Here is a 19,807-nt window from a genome sequence, read left to right as displayed (position 1 = left end):
TATTCCTTTATAATCCTTTGTGAATTCTACCGCATTTATGCTTTTTCCTTTTTGAATTATTAGTTGCAATTCTACTAAGCCTAGAACCAGAAGTTGTATTAATGTTACTTATTACATAATTCCTAAAATCAACAATCTCTGAATGGTTATACATCGAGTTGATTTTTTTGTTAGCTATAGATGTATTTGATGATTTAGGTTGTTTAATAAATTCTGTTATTACTTCTGCAATATCTTCACCAGGATTCGTAGCTGCATATTCAGTGACAAACCTATCAGGATATTTTTGGTAAAGTTGCTCTTTTGATAATTCTTCTCTATCTTTTTTAATATCACCCCAGTAATTTACATAAAGCTCATACAAATAAGAATTCCCTTTTACGCAACCAGAATAAGACCCAATTGTTTTACAATCATCACTAGTTTTATTTTCGTCAACCTGATCTTTCTTTAACGTAATAATATGTGCAACTTCATGAAGTACAATATGAATTAAATCTCCATCTCCATCAATATCTTCTATTGCAATTCCTAATGTCCATTTTGATAAATCATTATCAATATCAGTAACAAATCCACCAATTTGTTCAGCCTCTCCATTAAAAACCAAAAACTCTTTAATCATAGATAAATATTTTGTTGGAGTAACTTTTTTGATGAAATTCCAGACTTGATCATGTTTTTTTATATTCTTTTGTAAGGCTAGATTCGTACCAGAAACAGCATAATCTATCTTTTTTTCAATTTCAGTTCCATTAACGGTATATAATGTAATAGCACCTTTTACAAGTGAAGCTGAAATATCCTCACTATCATTGGTACTATCTACTTCTATAGAATTTATCATCTCTGTATCACTTATAATACTATCCTCTTTACTACAAGAAGAGTTGATTAGAAATATGATGGCAAAAATTACTTTCGTTATGTTATTTAAGCTTTTCATTTTATGGGTGTTTTATCGGGTATATATCAATAAAACAAGTGAAAAGCTATTTACCCTACCTACATAAAAAATATTTATAAGAGGTTCAAATGAATTTATTTTAAAAAAAACATTCTTTTTTTTTCATATTCATAAAAATGAATGAAATTTTAAATAAAAAACACCTTTTCTTATTGCTATTCTAAATTACTTTATAGATTTGTTGTGTTAAATAGTAAGAAATACAACAAGAAATTTTTATTCTTTTGAAACAAAACAATAAAATATCATCATTTAAAAGTCAAGTTATTCTGAGCAATAACCGTCTTTCTACACGCCGTATTTCTCCCGTTCGTCGCCCGTAAGGGTACACATTTATTTATAGAACTTAGGTGAGTCCGGTTCTACTTTCAAACAGAACATTACATAAACACAAATTAAAAAAACAAATACAATGGAAATTGTAATTGCTAATAAATCACATAGTCATTACGCTACAGTAATTTGCGAAACCATCGAAGACGCTGCACAAGTTAGAGGTACCGGAATTGCAAAAAGAAAACCAGCATATATCATTTCTAAAATGGAAAAAGGAAATGCTGTAATAGCTTTAGATGGTGATAAATTTGCAGGCTTTTGCTATATAGAATCTTGGGATCATGGAAAGTTTGTTGCAAACTCTGGCTTAATTGTACATCCTAATTATAGAGGAAAAGGATTAGCAACAAAAATTAAGAAAGTTGTTTTCGAACATTCTAGAACAAAATTTCCTGAAGCTAAAGTTTTTAGTATTACCACAGGATTAGCAGTAATGAAACTGAATAGCGATTTAGGTTACAAACCTGTTACTTTTTCTGAATTAACTTCAGATCAATCTTTTTGGAAAGGTTGCCAAACTTGTAAAAACTATGATGTTTTAACAAGAACAGAACAAAAAATGTGTTTGTGTACAGGAATGTTGTTTGATCCAAAGAAACAACAAGAACAAAAAGAAACTAAAAAGATAAAGGGTAAAGTTTTTACAAGACTTAAAAGCATTAAGCAAACTTTATTCTTAAAAAAAGATAAAAAATGAAAAAATTAGTTATTGCCTATAGTGGAGGTTTAGACACGTCTTATTGTGCTGTTAGTTTATCAAAAGCAGGTTATGATGTTCATGCTGTTAGTGTAAATACTGGTGGATTTACAAAGGATGAAATCACTAAAATTGAAGCAAATGCTTATAAAATGGGAGTTGCTACCTATAAAAATATCGATGCTGTTGCTACTTTTTATCAAAAAGTAGTAAAGTATTTAATTTTTGGAAATGTATTAAAAAACAATACCTATCCGCTTTCTGTAAGTGCAGAAAGAATCATCCAAGCCATAGAAATTATTGAATATGCAAAAAGTATTGATGCTAAATATATTGCTCATGGAAGTACTGGCGCTGGTAATGATCAAGTAAGGTTTGACATGATTTTTCAAACATTAGCTCCAGAAATAGAAATTATTACGCCAATTAGAGATCAAAAATTATCTAGACAAGAAGAAATTGATTATCTGATGAGTAACGGAATCGATATGAATTGGAACAAAGCTAAGTATTCTGTAAACAAAGGTTTATGGGGAACAAGCGTTGGTGGTGAAGAAACATTAACTTCAGAAAAACCATTGCCAGAAGCTGCATATCCTTCTCAAGTAGAAAAAAGTGAAGAAGAAAAAGTAAAATTGACTTTCAAAAAAGGTGAATTATCAGCTGTTAACGGAATTGAAGGTTCAGCAGAAAAGAACATTGAAGATTTAAATAATATCGCATCTAAATACGGAATAGGTAGAGATATTCATGTTGGTGATACCATTGTTGGAATAAAAGGAAGAGTTGGTTTTGAGGCTGCTGCTGCGTTAATTACAATAAAAGCCCATCATTTATTAGAAAAGCATACGCTTACAAAATGGCAAATGCAACATAAAGAATATCTGTCTAGTTTTTACGGAATGCATTTGCATGAAGGTCAGTATTTAGATCCAGTAATGAGAGATATGGAAGCGTTTTTAGAAAATAGTCAAACCAATGTTTCGGGTGATGTTTTTGTGAGCTTAAAACCTTATCATTTTACAGTAGATGGAATTAGTTCAGAACACGATTTAATGAATGATAAATTCGGTTCTTACGGAGAAATGAACAAAGGTTGGACTGCTGATGAAGCAAAAGGATTTATTAAAATTCTTGGAAATCAAAATAGAATTTATCAACAAGTAAATAATTAAAAAATGTTACAGATAGGAATTATTGGTGGCGCAGGTTATACAGCTGGAGAATTGATTAGATTAGTCTTAAATCATCCAAAGGCTTCCATAAACTTTGTATATAGTACATCGAATGCAGGTAATAAGCTAAGTGATGTTCATCAAGATTTGGTAGGTTCTATAGAGTTAAAATTCACCAATACTATAAATACAGACATAGATGTCTTGTTTTTATGTTTAGGTCATGGAAATTCAACAGCATTTTTAGAAAAAAATAAATTTTCGGAAAGTACTAAAATTATCGATTTAAGTAATGATTTTAGATTAACTGTCGATGCGGTTTTTGAAGGAAAAGAATTTATTTATGGGCTACCAGAATTACAAAAAGAGAAGATAAAAAATGCTACTTATGTTGCAAATCCAGGTTGTTTTGCAACAGCTTTACAATTGGCAATTTTACCTTTAGCAGCAAAAAGCGTATTAAATAACGATGTTCATATAAATGCCGTTACTGGTGCAACAGGTGCAGGAACTTCCTTATCTAAAGCTACACATTTTACTTGGAGAGATAATAATTTTTCTTACTATAAACCTTTTATACATCAGCATTTAGGGGAAATTAATCAAACAGTAAATCAATTACAAGAAAGTTTTAATTCTGACATCAATTTTATGCCGAATAGAGGAAATTTCTCAAGAGGAATTTTTGCAACTGTGTACACAAAATTTGATGGTTCTTTAGAGGAAGCTAAAGATATCTACAATGAATTCTATAAAGATTCAAAATTTACTTTTGTTTCCGACAACGATGTTCATTTAAAACAAGTTGTAAACACTAATAAATGCTTGTTGCATTTACACAAACACAACGATAAATTACTAATAACAAGTACCATAGATAATCTTTTAAAAGGAGCTTCTGGACAAGCAATTCATAATATGAATTTAATGTTCGGTTTAGAAGAAACCTTAGGGTTAAATCTTAAAGCTACTTATTTTTAAAATAAACGATATGAAAATAGCCATAATAGGAACAGGAAACTTAGGAAGTTCAATTGCAAAGGGGTTGATTAAAAATAAATCATTTACCTCATTGTATTTAAGTGATAGAAATACAAAAGCGGTAAAAGCCTTTGAAAGCGTTGAAAATGTTTTTTTAACAAATGATAATGAGCAAGCTGTTGAAAATTCAGATATCGTGCTTTTTGCACTTCAACCTAAACATATTGATGCTGTTTTAGAAAGTGTAAAACCAAAGATTACAGAGAAACATATTATTATGTCTGTAGCTGCAGGAGTAGACACAGTAAGGATTGAATCTATTTTAGGTGATGATAAAAAAATCATTAGAATTATGCCTAATACAGCTATTTCTATAGGTAAATCAATGACCTGTATTGCTGCAAATAAAGCTGGACAAAATGAGGTGCCATTGGCTCAAGAGATATTCAATCAATTAGGAACTACCATGATTATTCCAGAAGATTTAGTACAAGCTGCTACAGTAATTTGTGCAAGTGGAATCGCTTTTTGGATGCGTTTAGTTCGTGCAACAACACAAGGTGCTATTCAGTTAGGGTTTGAAGCAGAGCAAGCACATGAATTAGCGGTACAAACGTGTTTTGGGTCAGCTAGTTTATTAATTGAATCTGGAAGACATCCAGAGCAAGAAATTGATAGAGTAACCACACCAAGTGGATGTACTATAGAAGGGTTAAATGAAATGGAGCATCAAGGTTTAAGTTCTGCTTTAATTCAAGGAATTGTAGCATCTTTTGAAAAAATCAACCAATTAAAAAAGAATTAAAATGTCATTATTTAACGTATATCCATTATATGATGTAACTCCTGTTTCTGCCAAGGATGTTTATGTATATGATGAAAATAATACTCAATATTTAGATTTATACGGAGGTCATGCTGTAATTTCTATTGGTCATGCGCATCCAACTTATGTAGAAGCAATTACTAATCAAGTAGAAAAATTAGGGTTTTATTCGAATGCAATTCAGAATCCGTTACAAAAGCAATTAGCGGATAAATTAGAATCACTTTCTGGATGTAAAGAGTATCAACTTTTTTTATGTAATTCTGGTGCAGAAGCGAATGAAAATGCATTAAAATTAGCCTCTTTTAAAACAGGTAAACCTAGAGTTGTTGCATTCAAAAACGGATTTCACGGTAGAACTTCAGCAGCGGTTGCGGCTACAGATAATAAAAGTATTATTGCGCCGATTAATGCGCAACAACAAGTAACTATTTTAGAATTAAATGACCTTGAAGGTGTAAAAAGAGAAGTAGAAAAAGGCGATGTATGTGCTGTAATTATTGAATTTATTCAAGGTGTTGGAGGTTTAGATGAAGCTACTGCAGAATTTTACGAAGAAGTGGATGTTATTTGTAAAGCAAATAATACATTTTTTATTGCTGATGAAGTGCAGTCTGGTTATGGACGTTCTGGAAAATTCTTTGCTTATCAACATTATAATGTAACTCCAGAAATAGTATCTATTGCGAAAGGAATGGGAAATGGTTTTCCTATTGGAGGAATTTTAATTCACCCAAGTATAAAAGCTAAATTTGGAATGTTAGGAACCACTTTTGGCGGAAATCATTTGGCTTGTGCAGCAGGTTTATCAGTTATAAAAACTATTGAAGATGAATTATTAATTGATAATGTTAACACCATTTCGGAGTATTTCATTAAAAAAGCAAACACAATTCCTCAAATAAAAAATATTAAAGGAAAAGGGTTGATGCTTGGATTAGAATTTAATTTTGAAGTAGGTGATTTACGTAAAAAATTAATTTATGACTATCATATTTTTACAGGCGGTGCAATGAATAAGAAATTATTAAGAATTCTACCGCCATTAACAGTTAAGAAAGAACATATCAATCAATTTTTTGAAGCTCTAAAAGACGCTTTAAATAAATAGAAAATTACAGAATGAATACGCTTTTATCCATAGAAACTAAAAATAACGTATTACTTACCATGGCTGCGTTGTTAGATCAAGAACGAGCATCCATCATTAACATCAATAAAAAAGATTTAGAAGCTTATAAAGGTGGAGACATTTCTATGTTTGATCGTTTAAAAGTAAATGATGCTAAAGTTGATGAAATGATTGCTGCTGCAATACATTTGGCTTCACAAGAAGATCCAGTTGGTGTAGAACGTTTTAGTTTTAAGCATGATAATGGAATGCAAGTGTATAATAAAACGGCTTCTTTTGGATCGGTTTTAATTATTTATGAATCTAGACCAGATGTTACTGTTGAAGCAGCAGGAATTGCCTTTAAATCAGGAAATAAGATCTTATTAAAAGGTGGTAAAGAATCGTTACAATCTAATTTGAAAATTGTGGAATTGTGGCATCAAGCATTAATACAACACAATGCAACAACGGATTGGGTAGAATACTTAAAATTCAATAGAACAGAAACGCAATCATTTTTAGAAAAACCGACACAAAAAGTAGATTTAATTGTACCAAGAGGTGGAGAACGTTTAATTGCTTTTGTAAAACAACACGCTACTTGTCCAGTAATAATTAGTGGTAGAGGAAATAACTTTGTGTATGTTGATGAAGAAGCTGATCTAGACATTGCAATTGATGTTATTTTAAACGGGAAATCAAAAATATCTGCTTGTAATGCAGTTGATAAAGTGCTAATTGATGAAAATTTACCGAATAAAAAGAATTTTATTGCTTCATTAATTTCGAAATTACAAGAATCAAAAATTAATGTTATTGGAGATTCAACGATTGCTCAGGAAAATAAACTTGAGGTAATTCAATCAGACGATGTTTGGTTTGAAGAATTTTTAGATTATAAAATAGTCATTGGAGAAATTGCATCTAATGAAGCTAGTATTGCTAAAATCAATAAATATTCTGGTGGACATTCTGCAGCTATCATCACCAGAAACATAGAAAAAGCAAAACTTTTTATGGAAAATGTAGATACGGCAGCAGTGTATCATAATGCATCTACACGTTTTACAGATGGTGGGCAATTGGGTTTAGGAGGAGAATTAGCAATAAGTACAGATAAATTACATCAACGTGGACCTATTGGGTTACAGCATTTAGTAACCAATAAATGGTATGTACATGGAAATGGACAAACAAGATAGTATGCTAAAAAAGAAACGAATTTTACTAAAAATAGGCTCTAATACGCTTACAAAAGAAACTGATAATATTTCTAGAGGAAAAATAGAAGATATAGCAAATCAGATTGCTAAACTTAAAGATACATGTGAGTTTATAATTGTAAGTTCGGGTGCTATTGCAGTTGCAAAACAATTTGTAAAACTAGAAAGTAAACAGTCAGCAATATTTGTAAAACAAGCGTTAGCATCAATCGGTCAACCACATTTAATCAGAATATATCAAGAAATATTTAGAGAATATGGCTTATTAAGTTCTCAATGTCTTTTGTCTTATTCAGATTTTGAAAAGGAAGAAAGTAAGACCAATATTGTTAATACCATCAATGTTTTGGTAAACAATAGTTATATTCCAATTATCAATGAGAATGATACGGTTGCTACTGATGAAATTAAATTTGGTGACAATGATAAACTAGCAGCATTAACAGCTTCTTTATTAAATGTAGATTTATTGATAATAGCAACAAATACCAATGGTATTTACACAAAAGATTCTATAAATTCTAGCTCTCCTAAAACTATAGAAAATGTCACCAACATTGATAGTTTAAAACATGAAATAGTAAACTCAAAATCATCTCATGGAAGTGGTGGAATGGAATCTAAAATAGAATCTGCTTTATTAGCAAAAAAAGCAAACATAGAAACATGGATTGTAAATGGTTTAGAAGATAATTTTATCACGAAAGCTTTTGATAATAAAGTTCAGTTTACAAAAATAAAATAGATAGAAGATGAAGAATTATACATCCATAAACGACATAGATAATATCAATTCTTGGATTGATGAAGCCAAAGAAATTAAAGCAAATCCTTTAGTAAATAAAGAGTTGGGGAAAGACAAAACATTAGGTTTATTATTCTTTAATTCGAGTTTACGTACACGTTTAAGTACTCAAAAAGCTGCTTTAAATTTAGGTATGGATCCTATTGTAATGAACGTTTCTGGTGATGCTTGGGGAATCGAATTTGGAGATGGAACTGTTATGAATGGTAACACTGCAGAGCATATAAAAGAGGCTGCTGCTGTAGTTTCTCAATATTGTGATGTTATTGCTGTAAGAGCTTTTCCTAGTTTAACAGACAAGGAAAAAGACGAATCAGAACACGTTTTAAATTCTTTTATAGAATTTGCTTCTGTACCAATTGTTAGTATGGAAAGTGCTACAGGTCATCCTTTACAAGGTTTAACTGATGCAATTACCATAGCAGAAAGCACAACCAAAAAGAGACCAAAAGTTGTCTTAAGTTGGGCACCTCACATTAAAGCATTACCACATGCAGTTGGTAATAGTTTTGTGCAAGCGATGCAAAAAATGGATGTTGATTTTGTAATTGCAAATCCTGAAGGATATGATTTAAATCCAGCAATAACAAAAGATACGCCAATTTATCACAATCAAAAAGAGGCTTTTAAAGATGCAGATTTTGTGTACACAAAAAACTGGAGTTCTTATGAAGAGTATGGAAAAGTGCTAAATACAGATCCAAGTTGGATGATTACCAAAGAAAAAATTGACGAAGCTAAGTTTATGCATTGTTTACCAGTTAGAAGAAATTTAGTTGTAGAAGACGCTGTTTTAGACAGTGATGCTTCGTTAGTTATAGAGCAGGCGAATAATAGAACGTACGCTGCTCAATTAGTATTGAAAAAAATTATAGAGAAATTATAAGATTGTCAGTTCGAGCGCAGTCGAGAACTAATTAACCTCTCGACTGCGCTCGAGGAGACATAAATAAACAAGGAAACTGAAACAAGTTCAGCTAGTATGAAAAAACTATCAATCATAAAAATTGGAGGAAATATAATAGAAGATGAATCATCTTTAAATTCTTTTCTACATTTATTTTCTAAGCTAAAAGGCAATAAAATTTTAGTTCATGGTGGAGGAAAACGAGCAACTCACATAGCTTCTAAATTGGGAATTGAATCAAAAATGATTGAGGGCAGACGTATTACCGATGCTGAAACATTAGAAGTAATTACAATGGTGTATGGAGGTTTGGTGAATAAAAATGTAGTAGCTAAATTACAAGCGTTACAAATTGACGCTATAGGTTTAACAGGAGCAGATATTAATAGCATTCAATCTGATAAAAGACCCGTTAAAGAAATTGATTATGGTTTTGTTGGCGATGTAAAAAAGGTTGCTCATAATTCAATAGATAAATTAATTAAAGCCGATTTTACACCTGTGTTTTGTGCAATTACGCATGATGGAAAAGGTCAATTACTAAATACCAATGCAGATACAATTGCAAGTACAATTGGTGTTGGAATGAGCGAAATTTATGATACATCTATTTATTACTGTTTTGAGTTGAATGGCGTTTTACAAGATTTTAATGATAAAGAATCTGTAATTAAAAACATCAATTCAAAAACTTATCAAGAATTATTAAAAGACGGAATTATCTCTGATGGAATGATTCCGAAATTAGACAATTGTTTTGATGCTTTACATAATGGCGTGCAAAAAGTACATATTGGAAATACAGCTATGTTAACCAATGACAACGATAATTTTACAACAATCACTTTATAAAATGGCAATCGAAAAATTAACAGAAAACGCAATTTCTTTACTGAAAAATTTGATTGAAACGCAATCCTTTTCATCTGAAGAAGAAAACACCGCTTTATTAATAGAAGCTTGGTTTACAGAAAATGAAATTCCGTTTAAAAGGACTAAAAATAATATTTGGGCAACCAATAAATATTTTGATGACAGTAAGCCTTCAATGTTGTTAAACTCTCATCACGATACTGTAAAACCAAATTCAGCGTATACAAATGATCCTTTTAAAGCGATTGTAAAAGATGGAAAATTATTTGGTTTGGGAAGTAATGATGCTGGAGGTTGTTTGGTTTCTTTAATGGCTACGTTTACACATTTTTATGCTGAGGAAAATTTGAAATACAATTTGGTAATTGTAGCATCAGCTGAAGAGGAGAGTAGTGGTCCTGATGGATTAAATTCTATGTTACCAATAATTCCAAATATTGATGTTGCCATTGTTGGAGAACCAACATTAATGAATTTAGCGGTTGCAGAAAAAGGTTTAGTAGTTTTTGATGCTGTAATTGAAGGAACACCAAGTCATGCAGCACATCCAAATAACAACAATTCAATTTATAATACCATAGATGTTTTACAGTGGTTTAAAGACTTTAAATTTGATAAATTTTCTAAAGCTTTAGGTGATGTAAAAATGACTGTAACTCAAATAAATGCTGGTAAGCAACACAATGTGGTGCCTGCTCATGTAGAATTAGTTGTTGATGTTCGTGTAAATGATGCCTATTCTAATCAAGAAATTGCAGCTATTTTACAAGAACAATCACCTTGTACAAAAATAACTCCAAGAAGTTTACGACTAAATTCCTCATCTATTTCTGTAGAGCATGATTTAGTCAAAGCAGGAATTGAAATGGGAAGAGAAACCTATGGATCGCCAACATTATCAGATCAATCAGTTTTAAGTTGTCAATCATTAAAACTTGGCCCTGGTGATAGTACACGTTCACATTCTGCAAATGAGTTTATATATTTAGCAGAAATTGAAGAAGGAGTGAAGATATATGTTGAATTGTTGAATCGAGTAATTGTTTAACTTACAATGTCTCCTCGAGCGCAGTCGAGAGGTTTATTATATTAACTAAATTAATTTAGGTCTCGACTGCGCTCGACCAGACAAACCAAAAACCAAGAAGAAATGAAACTTTGGGATAAAGGATTTTCAATCGATAAAAAAATAGAGTCATTTACTGTTGGTAACGATAGAGAAATTGACATTCATATTGCAAAATATGATGTTCAAGCTTCTTTAGCGCATGCTAAAATGTTGGCGTCTATCAATATTTTATCTTCTGATGAGTATCAGCAATTAAAAGCGGGATTAGAAGAATTAGCTGTTTCTATAGAAAACGGAACGTTTGTTATTGAAGATTCTTTTGAAGATGTGCATTCTAAAATTGAGTTCGAATTGACCAAAAAACTAGGGGATATTGGTAAGAAGATTCATACAGCTCGTTCTAGAAACGATCAAGTTTTGGTAGCATTACAGCTGTATTACAAGGAAAACTTATCAGAAATAAATGCAAAGACCAAAACACTTTTTGATACGTTGTTAAACCTAGCAGAAACAAATAAAGATCATCTATTACCAGGCTATACGCATTTACAAGTGGCAATGCCCTCATCATTCGGATTATGGTTCTCAGCATATGCAGAATTATTAATAGACGATGTATATGTCTTAAACGCTGTTTCTAAAATTGTAGATCAAAATCCGTTAGGTTCTGCTGCTGGTTATGGAAGTTCTTTTCCTATTGATAGAGAATTAACGACCAAAGAATTAAACTTTGCAACCTTAAAATACAATGTAGTTGCTGCTCAACTTAGTAGAGGAAAAAGCGAACGTTCTATTGCAAGTGCTTTGGGCGGATTATGTAATACGCTTAGTAGATTTGCAATGGATATTTGTTTGTATATGAGTCAGAATTTTGGATTTATTACGTTTCCAAATGAATTAACAACTGGAAGTAGTATTATGCCGCATAAAAAAAATCCAGATGTTTTTGAGCTTATTAGAGGAAAGTGTAATAAAATTCAGGCTCTGCATACAGAAATGGTTCTGATTACAAACAACTTACCAAGTGGTTATCATAGAGATTATCAACTATTAAAAGAAAATATTATAAATGCTTTTGAAGATGTAAAAGATATTTTAGACATTTTTAATTATGCGATTCAACAAATTATTTTAAAGGATATTGATTTAACCGATGACAAGTACAAATTCTTATTTACGGTTGATAATATGAACACCTTGGTAGAAAACGGAATGACGTATAGAGACGCTTACAAAGATATTGGTGCTAAAGTAGAAAACGGAACCTATGAACCAGATATGACTAAGAAACATAGTCATGTTGGGAGTATTCATAATTTGAGTTTAGATGAAATTAGAGCTAAATATCCAGAGTTTTATTAAAGACTTTCGTTAACGGATTTGTGAAAGAATTGTTACTGGTTTGATTGCTAGAAATTTTCGCAGAAAATTTAGACGTTGTAAACACACAACTACCTTTGATTAAGCACTAAACAACAATTATTTTTATACATCATTATTGGCATTAATTTTATCTATTCCGTTATATACATTTGGGTTATGTTTCTCCATATAAAATTCAGGTTTAGGTAATTCCGTAAACCCAAACTTTTTATAAAGCCATTCAGCTGTATCAGTTAATAAAATCCAACGTCTTAAACCTTGGAGATTAGGGTGTTCCATTATTTCATTTATCAGCCATTTACTTAATCCCTTTCCTCTATACTCTTTTAGAATATAAACATCTCCTAAGTATGCAATAGTTGAATAGTCTGAAATTATTCTAGCAAAGCCAATTTGTTGGTTTTTGTAATAAAGCCCAAAATTCAAAGAGTTTTCAATTGATGTTTTTAAAGTATTCATTGGAATTCCATTTGCCCAATCAGTTTCTTCTGCAAGAAATTTATGAATGCTCAAAATATCTAATTTATCCTTGTCAGTTGAAATGCTAAAATCATTTCTATGTGTTTCTCTAATTTTCAATTCAGTTTTCTTTATTAATGCAATCGGTCTAATGTATGATTTCGTTGCGTGAGTAAGAACTAATTTAGCAAATAAAACACAGATAGAAAGTCCGCGAAGACATTCGTAAACTGGCTAAAATCAGAATTAATTTCATACAGTATTTAGGTAGAATTTAACATCCCTCATTAAATTTATTCCAATTAAATTCAATTTCCGTCGAATATTTTTTAGTAATAAATTCTAATAAACTCATTTCTAATTCCTGATTATTAAATCCATAAATAGATTGTAATTCATTAAATCCATTTTTCCATAATAATTTAAATTTTCCCAAACCATAATTATCAATCAAGAATTTACATACAAATGCACTTTGAGTATAAGCTATCATTTCAGGATTCCCATAAAAATTAATAGCTAAATTTTTCATTGATATAACTTTCTTACTTTGAATGAAATATTTATAAGATTCTGATAAAGAAAACCCAGGACAACTTCCACCAGCATAAGTAGCAAGTCCTTCATTCATCCAAGTAGATGATTCTGAAGGAATCCCCCATTTATACATTGTTATCATATGCATCACTTCGTGTTTTATAGGAGAACCTTCATCTTTTAATAAAGTGAACAATGTATTTCTTTTGGGAAAAGCCATTCCTTGTGCTCCCATTCCAGTATATTTTAACATTTCTTTTCTAGATTCCACAAACTCAATATCCATTTCATTTGTAAATTCAGTCTCTTTAATTAGTTTGAGGTTTTCAATAATAGAATTTTGACATTCCTTTATTGCATAATTCCTTCTAAGGATATCAATCTCGGAAGAGAAATAGTACGTTATATTATTAATTTTTTTACTCTCTCTTGTAATTTTTGACCATTCTTCTTTTTTTTCTGAGTTATTTGAACAACTCACAATAAATACACTTAAAATAATGATTATTATTTTTCCTAATTTCATTTTTTGAATTTTAATTACCAACAACGTTAACACGAATATTCAACGTTCAATGTATTATATTCGTAGTTAGCTAAGTTCGGTTTTTTAGATTAGAAAATCAACAGAAAAAACAACCTTTTACAATATATATTAATTAATATTATGTAATTTACAACCAACTAAATTTCCATTCACAAGCTAATCCGTATTCTTAATGAAATCAGCAAAAAAACTACAACAATCCTTCACATTACCTTGCGGTGTTACCATTCCTAATAGAATCGTAAAATCTGCAATGAGTGAAAATAATGCTGATAAAGGCGGAAAACCTTCTGAACGCATCCTTAAATTGTATAAAACTTGGGGAGAAGGAGGGACAGGAATTTTGATTTCTGGAAATGTAATGATGGATAGTAAAGCATTGAATGAGCCTAGAAATGTGGTAGTGGAAGATGTAACCTACATGACAGAACTTAAAGAATGGGCAGCTGTTTCACAAAAACATGGAAGTCATCTTTGGATGCAAATTAATCATCCAGGAAGACAATCGCCTAAATTTAATAAAGATGTAGTAAGTGCTTCCGATGTTCAATTGCCTATAAAATCCATGTTTCCAAAGCCTAGACCAATGACAGAGGATGAAATATGGAAATGTATAGATGGTTTTGGAGATTGCGCATTAACTGCTAAAAAAGCAGGTTTTAAAGGGGTGCAGATTCATGGAGCTCATGGATATTTGGTAAGTCAGTTTCTTTCTACATTAACAAATTTACGTACCGATACATGGGGAGGTTCTTTAGAGAACAGAGCACGTTTTGCTTTGGAGATTTATAGAAACATGAGAAAAAAAGTTGGCCCTGGTTTTCCTATAGGAATTAAAATAAATTCTGCCGATTTTCAAAGAGGAGCCTTTACTGAAGAAGAATCGTTAGAAGTTATAGAAATGCTGTCTGCTGAAGGAATTGATATGATTGAAGTTTCTGGTGGAACGTATGAAAAAGCAGCGATGATGGGAGCTGGAAAAAAGATAAAAGAAAGTACAAAAAAAAGAGAGGCTTATTTTGCAGAGTTCATTGTAAAAGCAAGAGCAAAAACAAAAGTTCCCTTATTATTAACTGGAGGATTTAGAACCTTAGATATAATGGAAAAAGCAATTGAGAATAATGAACTAGATTTTGTTGGCTTAGCGCGACCTTTTGCTGTATTTCCGCACCTTTCTAAAGAGTTTTTTGAAGGTAGTAGGACAGAAGCACATATTCCGCCAGTAAAAACCGGTTTAAAATTTATTGATAAAATGGGTTTCTTAGATATCTCTTATTTTTCTCAACAAATGAAAAGGATGGGTAAAGGTGAGGTTCCAAATCCAAAATTGAGTGTTTGGTCTGTATTCTTTAATTTTATTAAAGAAACTGTGTTTTAGATTTTGACAAATAATCTATGCTGCCATTCCTACGAAAGCAGGAATCCATTTGCTTTTACGTGTTTTTCATGAGATTCCCGCCATCGCAGGAGTGACAATGATTTAGTAATGATTACTTATTATACTCTTCAAACGTACCATCACTATAAAAAACAACAATTCGTTCTATCCCTTTATGGCTAGATGAACTTTTTCTTGATACTTGCTGTGCATTTTCAAATAAAGATGGGGTAGAAGGGAGGCTTGCAGCTTCTTTTGGGTACGTTCCTTTTCCATTTAATAACCAATACATATCTACATCTTCAAAAACTGAAGTCACTTTTAAAACAAAATCTAAACTTGGTTTATTTCTTCCAGATAAAATATGCGAAATACTAGAGCGTTGCACATTGATTTTATCAGCAAAATTTGATGCTGTTAATTGATGTACTTCCATGATTTTTTTTAGCCTATTTATAAAATCTTCAGAGTTTACCATTGTAACGTATTTGTTTGTTACAAATGTAAAGTTTTATTTTTCAAATACTAAAAAAGAGTTCTACTATTACAATTATACATGTGAAATATATTAAAGTTTTACTTTATATAAATCATATAATTAGCTAATATCAAATTATTTAATTTTAAATATGATTAATTTACTGCAATAATTATGGAAGAAGAATAGTTTATAAATGAGGATCCATAAAATTGTTTTCAAATGTAACATTTTACGTGAATTCACCTATTTACAATTGTAACTATTCTTTGAATTACAATTGTAATCAGTAAAAAAATAAAGTCTATTTTTGTAGTCAATTTATACAGTATGAATATCATTGAACATGCTACATTAGAAACGCTATATTCAACCATAAAAGAAGAGAAACTTTTTGGTCGATGGATTCGAATTGAAGATATTGAACCTTTAATAAAAAACCATGCTACTCATTTTTCGGTAGTACAAATTGGTTTTTCAGAAGAAAATAGACCTATTTATAAGTTTAGCATCGGTTCTGGGAAGAAAAAGATCCTTATTTGGAGTCAAATGCATGGAAATGAAGCAACAGGAACAAAAGCAGTTTTTGACTTGTTAAACATGCTTAAAAACACAGAAGAGGCTATTTCTAGTACTATTTTAAAAGAATGTACGCTTGAAATTATCCCAATGTTAAATCCTGATGGTTCCGAACGATTTACACGTGTGAATGCTAATGAGGTTGATTTAAACAGGGACGCTGTGGCTTTGGAAGCAAAAGAAAGTACCCTATTAAGAAAAACATTAGATGATTTTAATCCAACATATTGTTTTAATCTGCACGATCAACGTACTATTTTTGGTGTAGAAAATACCGATAACCCGGCAACCATCTCTTTCTTAGCACCATCTGAAGAAGAATCTAGAGCGTTAACTAGTGGCAGAAAACTTACTATGAATGTTATTGTTGCTATGAATGCTTTATTGCAACAGGTAATTCCGAATCATGTTGGGAGATATACAGACGAGTTTTATCCAACAGCAACGGGAGATACCTTTCAAAAACTTGGCTATAATACTATTTTAATTGAAGCGGGGCATTATAAAAACGATTATGACCGAGAAGAAGTGCGTAAATATAATTACTATGCACTTTTACAGGGAATCTATCATATTGCTACAGCTTCAAATTTTGAAGAATATGAGCCTTATTTTGAGATACCAAATAATGATAAATCGTTCTTAGATGTAATCCATAGAAATCCAAATTTAAAAGACGATATTGGCTATCAATATGAATATAAAATCATCAATTCTACCTTAGTTTCATCTTTAGTAAAACATCAAAAAGGAGATCTTCCTGGACATAAAGGACATTCCGAAATCGTTTTCGAAAGTTAAAATTATTCAATTTTATTCGAATATTCCCTTTTTATTTTACCATTTCCTTATTATTTCGTATAATTGTTTGACTTTTATTCAATAAAACAAACAATGAAGAAATTTATCCTAGATGAAATTGATCATCAAATCTTAGACATTTTAATAGAAAATGCAAGAACACCATTTACAGATATTGCTAAAAAATTATTAGTATCTGCTGGGACTATCCATGTACGAGTTAAAAAGATGGAAGATGAAGGTATTATTCAAGGATCTACATTAACCCTGAATTATGAAAAAATGGGCTATTCTTTTATTGCTCATGTTGGAATTTTTCTTGAAAAGACTTCTATGACACAAACTGTTATTGAAAACTTAAGAGCAATACCAAATGTAACAGTAGCCTATGTAGTTGCTGGGATGTATAATATATTTTGTAAAGTTAGAGCAAAAGGAACACAAGATGCTAAAGAGATTATCTATAAAATAGATGATATTCCTGGAGTGAACAGAACAGAAACCATGATTGCTTTAGAAGAAAGTATCAATGACAAGAAACGTATGATGCACGCTATATTTAAAGAATTTTAAATAGTAATCAACAAATAATTACAAAGCCTTATTTTTAGTTAAATAAGGTTTTTTTATGCACTATATTTTTCGTTATGTTTGTAATAAATATTCAAGTTATAATTAATGTCTAAATCGATTTCGTATTCTAAGAATACTTTAGAAAACAGTACACTATTAAAGCTCTATAAATCAATGCTAAAGCCTCGATTAATAGAGGAGAAGATGTTGATTTTATTACGACAAGGTAAAATTTCTAAATGGTTTAGTGGCATTGGTCAAGAAGCTATTTCTGTTGGAGTAACTTCTGCTTTAACAAAAGATGAATATATGTTACCCATGCATCGGAATTTAGGTGTTTTTACGACACGAGAAATTCCACTGCATCGACTTTTCTCTCAATGGCAGGGTAAAATGAATGGTTTTACCAAAGGTAGAGATCGTAGTTTTCACTTTGGAACTCAAGAATACAATATTGTGGGAATGATTTCTCATTTAGGTCCACAATTGGGTGTTGCAGACGGAATTGCTTTAGCAAATAAATTAAAGAAAAATAATCAAGTTTGTGCTGTGTTTACTGGAGAAGGAGGAACTAGCGAAGGTGATTTTCATGAAGCCTTAAATGTAGCATCCGTATGGAGTTTACCTGTACTTTTTTGTATTGAAAATAATGGATACGGATTATCGACACCTGCATCAGAACAATATAATTGCGAGCATTTAGCCGATAGAGGGAAAGGCTACGGAATGGAAAATCATATAATTGATGGTAATAATATCATTGAAGTATATACTGAAGTTTCTAAAATAGCTGAAAGCGTTCGTGAGAATCCACGTCCGATTTTACTGGAATTTAAAACCTTTAGAATGCGTGGACATGAAGAGGCGAGTGGTACAAAGTATGTTCCTAAAGATTTAATGGATACATGGGCAGCAAAAGATCCTATTTCGAATTATAGAGTTTATTTAGTAAAGAAAAAGATTTTAACGGATGCATTAGATGAAGAATATCATTCAGAAATAAAAAATGAAATAGACGTACATTTAAAAATGGCTTATGATGAAGAAGAGATTATTCCGAATCTAACAACCGAATTAAATGATGTGTATACTTCTTATGAGTCTGTTAATGTAAATCCGTCCTCAGAAACTAAGAATATTCGCTTAATTGACGCTATTTCTAAGAGTTTAGAGCAATCTATGCGGAAACATCATAATCTAGTCATCATGGGACAAGATATTGCCGAGTATGGCGGTGTTTTTAAAATTACTGACGGATTTGTAGAAAAATACGGAAAAGAACGGGTTAGAAATACGCCTATTTGCGAATCGGCGATTGTAGCAGCAGCTTACGGATTGGCTATTAACGGAATGAAAGCAGTGATGGAAATGCAGTTTGCAGATTTTGTGTCGTCTGGTTTTAATCCGATTGTAAATTTATTGGCGAAATCTAATTATAGATGGTCTCAACCCGCTGATGTAGTGGTAAGAATGCCATGTGGTGGAGGCGTAGGAGCAGGGCCATTCCATAGTCAAACAAATGAAGCTTGGTTTACAAAAACACCGGGTTTAAAGGTAATTTACCCAGCATTTCCACAAGATGCAAAAGGCTTATTAAATGCTGCGATTAATGATCCAAATCCTGTATTGTTCTTTGAACATAAAGGGTTATATCGCTCTGTATATCAAGAAGTATCGGAGGGTTATTTTACCTTAGAAATTGGTAAAGCAGCAGTCTTAAAAGAAGGAGATGATGTAACCATTATTTCTTATGGAGCTGGTGTACACTGGGCCTTAGAAACATTAGAAAAAAACAGTCAAATTTCTGCTGATTTAATTGATTTAAGAAGTTTACAACCTCTGGATACTGAAGCTATTTATCAATCAGTAAGAAAGACAGGAAAAGCTATAATTTTACAGGAAGACTCTATGTTTGGCGGAATTGCCAGCGATGTTTCTGCTTTAATTACAGAAAATTGTTTTGAACAATTAGACGCACCTGTAAAACGAGTGGCTAGTTTAGAAACCCCGATTCCGTTTGTTCCTCAATTAGAAAAACAATATCAAGCTAAAAATAGTTTTGAATCATCACTTTTAGCATTAATAAATTATTAATAAAA

At 31.2% G+C, this 19,807-nt stretch carries 19 protein-coding genes; 15 read left to right on the top strand and 4 right to left on the bottom strand.

Annotated features, from left to right (window positions below; all coding sequences use genetic code 11):
- Window positions 1–7: 7 nt before the first annotated feature.
- Window positions 8–946, bottom strand: a complete 939-nt coding sequence (locus tag OD91_RS00835; protein WP_144894514.1) for a hypothetical protein — start codon at window positions 944–946, stop codon at window positions 8–10.
- Window positions 947–1,379: 433 nt separating this feature from the next.
- Between OD91_RS00835 and OD91_RS00830 the strand changes: the two genes are divergently transcribed.
- The 11 genes from OD91_RS00830 (at window position 1,380) to argH (ending at window position 12,335) form a co-directional block, all read left to right on the top strand.
- Complete coding sequence (locus OD91_RS00830; RefSeq protein WP_144894513.1) at window positions 1,380–2,000, top strand: GNAT family N-acetyltransferase; 621 nt, start codon at window positions 1,380–1,382, stop codon at window positions 1,998–2,000.
- Window positions 1,997–3,175, top strand: a complete 1,179-nt coding sequence (locus OD91_RS00825) for an argininosuccinate synthase (RefSeq protein ID WP_144894512.1) — start codon at window positions 1,997–1,999, stop codon at window positions 3,173–3,175. Before OD91_RS00830 ends, OD91_RS00825 begins: the two co-directional genes overlap by 4 nt.
- A 3-nt stretch (window positions 3,176–3,178) precedes the next feature.
- The gene (argC, locus tag OD91_RS00820; RefSeq protein WP_144894511.1) at window positions 3,179–4,156 is read left to right on the top strand and encodes an N-acetyl-gamma-glutamyl-phosphate reductase; all 978 of its coding nucleotides are present in this window, start codon (window positions 3,179–3,181) and stop codon (window positions 4,154–4,156) included.
- 10 nt (window positions 4,157–4,166) lie between these two features.
- Window positions 4,167–4,961: a pyrroline-5-carboxylate reductase gene (gene proC / locus OD91_RS00815; RefSeq protein WP_144894510.1), complete on the top strand. Its 795-nt coding sequence runs from the start codon at window positions 4,167–4,169 to the stop codon at window positions 4,959–4,961.
- 1 nt (window position 4,962) lies between these two features.
- Complete coding sequence (locus OD91_RS00810) at window positions 4,963–6,093, top strand: aspartate aminotransferase family protein (RefSeq protein WP_144894509.1); 1,131 nt, start codon at window positions 4,963–4,965, stop codon at window positions 6,091–6,093.
- A gap of 11 nt (window positions 6,094–6,104) precedes the next feature.
- A complete protein-coding gene (locus tag OD91_RS00805) occupies window positions 6,105–7,298 on the top strand; it encodes a glutamate-5-semialdehyde dehydrogenase (RefSeq protein WP_144894508.1) in 1,194 nt (397 codons plus the stop codon).
- Window position 7,299: 1 nt separating this feature from the next.
- Complete coding sequence (proB, locus tag OD91_RS00800) at window positions 7,300–8,064, top strand: glutamate 5-kinase (RefSeq protein ID WP_144896892.1); 765 nt, start codon at window positions 7,300–7,302, stop codon at window positions 8,062–8,064.
- A 7-nt stretch (window positions 8,065–8,071) separates the two neighbouring features.
- Window positions 8,072–9,010 (top strand): acetylornithine carbamoyltransferase, encoded by a 939-nt coding sequence (locus tag OD91_RS00795; RefSeq protein WP_144894507.1) that lies wholly within the window; start codon window positions 8,072–8,074, stop codon window positions 9,008–9,010.
- Between the two features lie 96 nt (window positions 9,011–9,106).
- A complete protein-coding gene (gene argB / locus OD91_RS00790; protein ID WP_144894506.1) occupies window positions 9,107–9,883 on the top strand; it encodes an acetylglutamate kinase in 777 nt (258 codons plus the stop codon).
- Between the two features lies 1 nt (window position 9,884).
- The gene (locus OD91_RS00785) at window positions 9,885–10,952 is read left to right on the top strand and encodes a M20 family metallo-hydrolase (RefSeq protein ID WP_144894505.1); all 1,068 of its coding nucleotides are present in this window, start codon (window positions 9,885–9,887) and stop codon (window positions 10,950–10,952) included.
- A 102-nt stretch (window positions 10,953–11,054) separates the two neighbouring features.
- Window positions 11,055–12,335, top strand: coding sequence for an argininosuccinate lyase (gene argH, locus OD91_RS00780; protein WP_144894504.1), 1,281 nt, complete (start codon window positions 11,055–11,057; stop codon window positions 12,333–12,335).
- 123 nt (window positions 12,336–12,458) lie between these two features.
- Here argH and OD91_RS00775 read toward each other — a convergent pair whose 3' ends face one another.
- Together OD91_RS00775 and OD91_RS00770 are read right to left on the bottom strand one after the other, a co-directional pair.
- Window positions 12,459–12,935 carry a GNAT family N-acetyltransferase gene (locus OD91_RS00775; protein ID WP_144894503.1) on the bottom strand — a complete coding sequence of 159 codons (477 nt, stop codon included), beginning with the start codon at window positions 12,933–12,935 and terminating at the stop codon, window positions 12,459–12,461.
- Between the two features lie 154 nt (window positions 12,936–13,089).
- A complete protein-coding gene (locus OD91_RS00770) occupies window positions 13,090–13,878 on the bottom strand; it encodes a peptidase MA family metallohydrolase (protein WP_144894502.1) in 789 nt (262 codons plus the stop codon).
- Between the two features lie 193 nt (window positions 13,879–14,071).
- Between OD91_RS00770 and OD91_RS00765 the strand changes: the two genes are divergently transcribed.
- Complete coding sequence (locus OD91_RS00765) at window positions 14,072–15,277, top strand: NADH:flavin oxidoreductase/NADH oxidase family protein (RefSeq protein ID WP_144894501.1); 1,206 nt, start codon at window positions 14,072–14,074, stop codon at window positions 15,275–15,277.
- A gap of 112 nt (window positions 15,278–15,389) precedes the next feature.
- On the opposite strand, the gene OD91_RS00760 is transcribed toward OD91_RS00765, so the two are convergent.
- Window positions 15,390–15,755, bottom strand: a complete 366-nt coding sequence (locus OD91_RS00760) for a helix-turn-helix domain-containing protein (protein WP_144894500.1) — start codon at window positions 15,753–15,755, stop codon at window positions 15,390–15,392.
- A 330-nt stretch (window positions 15,756–16,085) separates the two neighbouring features.
- Between OD91_RS00760 and OD91_RS00755 the strand changes: the two genes are divergently transcribed.
- The 3 genes from OD91_RS00755 to OD91_RS00745 all read left to right on the top strand — a co-directional run bounded on the left by OD91_RS00755 (window position 16,086) and on the right by OD91_RS00745 (window position 19,802).
- On the top strand, window positions 16,086–17,135 hold the full coding sequence (locus OD91_RS00755) for a M14 family zinc carboxypeptidase (RefSeq protein ID WP_144894499.1): 1,050 nt from the start codon (window positions 16,086–16,088) through the stop codon (window positions 17,133–17,135).
- 81 nt (window positions 17,136–17,216) lie between these two features.
- Window positions 17,217–17,708 (top strand): Lrp/AsnC family transcriptional regulator, encoded by a 492-nt coding sequence (locus OD91_RS00750; protein ID WP_255513271.1) that lies wholly within the window; start codon window positions 17,217–17,219, stop codon window positions 17,706–17,708.
- Window positions 17,709–17,813: 105 nt separating this feature from the next.
- A complete protein-coding gene (locus tag OD91_RS00745; protein ID WP_144894497.1) occupies window positions 17,814–19,802 on the top strand; it encodes a thiamine pyrophosphate-dependent enzyme in 1,989 nt (662 codons plus the stop codon).
- Window positions 19,803–19,807: the final 5 nt, after the last annotated feature.

The sequence above is a fragment of the Lutibacter sp. Hel_I_33_5 genome (genome assembly GCF_007827455.1).
Taxonomy (GTDB): Bacteria; Bacteroidota; Bacteroidia; order Flavobacteriales; family Flavobacteriaceae; genus Polaribacter.
The sequence above is the reverse complement of the archived record's forward strand: the minus strand, read 5'-3'. Positions and strand labels throughout refer to the sequence as shown.

Excerpts from the sequence above, each read along its gene's own strand:
- OD91_RS00835 (WP_144894514.1), bottom strand. The coding sequence starts at position 946 with ATGAAAAGCTTAAATAACATAACGAAAGTAATTTTTGCCATCATATTT.
- OD91_RS00830 (WP_144894513.1), top strand. The coding sequence starts at position 1,380 with ATGGAAATTGTAATTGCTAATAAATCACATAGTCATTACGCTACAGTA.
- OD91_RS00825 (WP_144894512.1), top strand. The coding sequence starts at position 1,997 with ATGAAAAAATTAGTTATTGCCTATAGTGGAGGTTTAGACACGTCTTAT.
- argC (WP_144894511.1), top strand. The coding sequence starts at position 3,179 with ATGTTACAGATAGGAATTATTGGTGGCGCAGGTTATACAGCTGGAGAA.
- proC (WP_144894510.1), top strand. The coding sequence starts at position 4,167 with ATGAAAATAGCCATAATAGGAACAGGAAACTTAGGAAGTTCAATTGCA.
- OD91_RS00810 (WP_144894509.1), top strand. The coding sequence starts at position 4,963 with ATGTCATTATTTAACGTATATCCATTATATGATGTAACTCCTGTTTCT.
- OD91_RS00805 (WP_144894508.1), top strand. The coding sequence starts at position 6,105 with ATGAATACGCTTTTATCCATAGAAACTAAAAATAACGTATTACTTACC.
- proB (WP_144896892.1), top strand. The coding sequence starts at position 7,300 with ATGCTAAAAAAGAAACGAATTTTACTAAAAATAGGCTCTAATACGCTT.
- OD91_RS00795 (WP_144894507.1), top strand. The coding sequence starts at position 8,072 with ATGAAGAATTATACATCCATAAACGACATAGATAATATCAATTCTTGG.
- argB (WP_144894506.1), top strand. The coding sequence starts at position 9,107 with ATGAAAAAACTATCAATCATAAAAATTGGAGGAAATATAATAGAAGAT.
- OD91_RS00785 (WP_144894505.1), top strand. The coding sequence starts at position 9,885 with ATGGCAATCGAAAAATTAACAGAAAACGCAATTTCTTTACTGAAAAAT.
- argH (WP_144894504.1), top strand. The coding sequence starts at position 11,055 with ATGAAACTTTGGGATAAAGGATTTTCAATCGATAAAAAAATAGAGTCA.
- OD91_RS00770 (WP_144894502.1), bottom strand. The coding sequence starts at position 13,878 with ATGAAATTAGGAAAAATAATAATCATTATTTTAAGTGTATTTATTGTG.
- OD91_RS00765 (WP_144894501.1), top strand. The coding sequence starts at position 14,072 with ATGAAATCAGCAAAAAAACTACAACAATCCTTCACATTACCTTGCGGT.
- OD91_RS00760 (WP_144894500.1), bottom strand. The coding sequence starts at position 15,755 with ATGGTAAACTCTGAAGATTTTATAAATAGGCTAAAAAAAATCATGGAA.
- OD91_RS00755 (WP_144894499.1), top strand. The coding sequence starts at position 16,086 with ATGAATATCATTGAACATGCTACATTAGAAACGCTATATTCAACCATA.
- OD91_RS00745 (WP_144894497.1), top strand. The coding sequence starts at position 17,814 with ATGTCTAAATCGATTTCGTATTCTAAGAATACTTTAGAAAACAGTACA.